The sequence below is a fragment of the Hydrogenophaga intermedia genome, from assembly GCF_023715105.1.
GTDB classification, from domain to species: domain Bacteria; phylum Pseudomonadota; class Gammaproteobacteria; order Burkholderiales; family Burkholderiaceae_C; genus Hydrogenophaga; species Hydrogenophaga intermedia_A.
The window spans coordinates 1-2516 of the sequence record NZ_JAMBNO010000059.1 but is presented as its reverse complement, the minus strand read 5'-3'; the positions used below and the strand labels follow the sequence as shown (position 1 = coordinate 2516).

2 protein-coding genes are annotated in these 2516 nt (G+C 62.0%); both read left to right on the top strand.

All coding sequences use genetic code 11. The features are described 5' to 3' along the window. The coding region (locus M3149_RS22475; protein ID WP_251711584.1) for a hypothetical protein at window positions 1-952 on the top strand (952 nt) is incomplete at its 5' end. Between the two features lie 108 nt (window positions 953-1060). After that, window positions 1061-2410: a sensor histidine kinase gene (locus tag M3149_RS22470; RefSeq protein ID WP_251711583.1), complete on the top strand. Its 1350-nt coding sequence runs from the start codon at window positions 1061-1063 to the stop codon at window positions 2408-2410. The last annotated feature ends 106 nt before the right edge of the window (window positions 2411-2516 follow it).

Below are 2516 nucleotides of genomic sequence, written 5' to 3'. Positions count from 1 at the left end.
CGCCCTGCCCACATTGGCCATGGACGCAAAAGTTCCGCGTGCCTTTGTGGCGTCTGCGCGGCTGGACTTTCAACGCGTAGGACGCGCTCGCCCTTGGTACCTCCGAGTGGAGCAGGCCGACTTCAGCTTTCGCTGGCGGGCTCTTCTGGGCGCCCTGGGTTGGTCCACGAACGAACGGCCCACTGCGGAGCCGGAAGCCTTCGGGTCACCGCTTGTTCTGTGCGACAAGGCCCTGCAGGAGATTTGGTCCATCGTCGCGGGTCGTGTCATGTTCCATGACAAGGGGCCGAACATGACCCTCAAAAGCTGCGAGTCCCTGCACAACGCCTACGCGACCTTTGTGGGCATGGCTTTGAGCTTCCTGTTGGGTTTGCGCGAGCGCGATCAATACGACCTCTATGCCGACGCCTTCACACCAGATGTCGAGGTCATACCCTTCGACGATAAGAAGGACCCAACGAAATCGGGCGACCGGTATGTGGTTCTCAATCGGACCGTCAGCTCCTTGCTGGCTGACTGGCTTGCACATTGCGAGGCGCTTCTGCGCCGCTACCTTGGTCACCCCGTGGCATCCCGCACGCGCAGGGATACCGAAGTGATCTCGCACCTCCAATCTGTAGTGCATCAGCAGCACGTCCACCTGCTGTTCAGGATCGCGCCAAGGGGCGTGGTCTCCATTGGCAGCGCCAAGGTATGGAATGAACTTCCCGCGCTGCAGCGCTGCGTCCCGAATGCCGGGCGGCACTACTGGGCGACCCACTTGCACAAGAACGGGTGTTCCGACGCCGCCCTGAACCTCTTCATGCGGCACATGACGGCCGGTGATTCGCCCACCAGCTCAGTCAACACCGCGTCCCTCGGGAAGCTGGCCCGAGAGATCAGCGCGCTGCAAGAGAGGCAAATCGGACGCCTGAAGCTCGCGTTCCCCGCCGGACTGCGCAAATCGACCTAAACCAGCGCACCTCATGCCTTCAGCTTTTCAACGGCACCAACGTGCCAACCTGAGCGCGCCGATTGGCGCCGGCCCTGTCTACCCGAACGCACCAGCACGCTCAAACGATTGGCAGAAGCGGGTGAGGAGCTCAAAGCCGAGCGGCGAGCGCTGCAGATCGTGCTTGACAGCATGGGCCAAGGCCTGGCCCGACTCGAAGCCGACGGTCGCATCTCGTTCTTCAACCGCCGCCTGCTGGAACTCCTGGATGTACCCGAATCCCTTATGGCTTCGCGTCCCACGCATGCGCAAGTTTCCGAGTACTTGGCCAGCCGGGGCGACTTCGGCGAAAGCTTCGAACTGGTAGATGCCGCAGGGCGGGACTACGTGACAGCCACCGGGAATGCGCAAGCGCCTGAAGTCTACCTGCGTCGCACCCCTCAAGGGCGATATCTCGAGGTGGGTACTCGCGTCCTGCCCGAAGGGGGCGCGGTACGAACCATTACCGATGTAACCCCCTACATGTTGGCTCAGCAGGAGTTGGCAGCTGAGCGCCAGCGCCTGGCCTGGGTACTGGAGGCTACTCGGCCTGGCATCTGGGAGAACGACCTGCAAACCGATGAACTCCAGATCAACAGCCGTTGGGCCGAGATTGTGGGCTACACCCTGGAGGAACTGAACCCCGTGAGTAGCGAGACTTGGCGTCGATTGGTCCACCCAGACGATCTGGTGCGTGCCGACGCCGCCCGGGATGCCCACATCGCGGGCGATGTACCCTACTACGAATGCGATGTGCGCATGCACCACAAAAACGGCCATTGGGTGTGGATCAACACCCACGGACGCGTTCACCGACGCGCCAGCGACGGTAAGCCCTTGTACATGTCGGGAATGCACCTGGACATCTCTGATCGGGTGAAGGCGCAGGAGGCACTGAATGCACTCAACGAGAATCTTGAGCGGCTGGTGGCGGAGCGTACGCGCAGCCTGGAGCGCACGCTGCGCGACATGGAAGCCATCGCCTACTCGATCGCTCACGACCTTCGTACCCCCCTGCGTTCGGTCAACGGTTTTGCCGCTGTGCTGCTGGAGAGCGAGGCCCAGCATCTGAGCGATGCGGGAACCAGGTCTCTGCAGCGGATCGTTGGTGCCTCGGCCCGTATGGGCCAGATGCTCACTGAGATGCTGGAGGTGCTGTCGGTCGTTCGTGCCGAGATCACCGAGGAGGAGGTAAACATGATCGACCTGGCAGTCGACATTGATCATCAACTGGGGCTGCGAGCCTCTGGCGTGGAGCTGCTGATCGATCCGATGCCGCACGCGCTGGGCGACCCCAGGCTCATCAAGAAGGCGTTGCGTAACCTCATGGATAACGCGTGGAAGTACGCACGTGATCGGAATCCGCCTCGCGTACACGTGGGCTTTGACCAGGAGAAAAGGGCGTACTTCGTGCGCGACTGCGTATTTCGGCGAATGTGACCGGTCATTTCGGCGCATCGTGACCGGTGGGCTGAGGGGTGTTTTCAGCGCCGTTCCGGTAACGTGACCGCCCGTTTCGGCGATCGTGACCGCCGTGGTGTTGGCG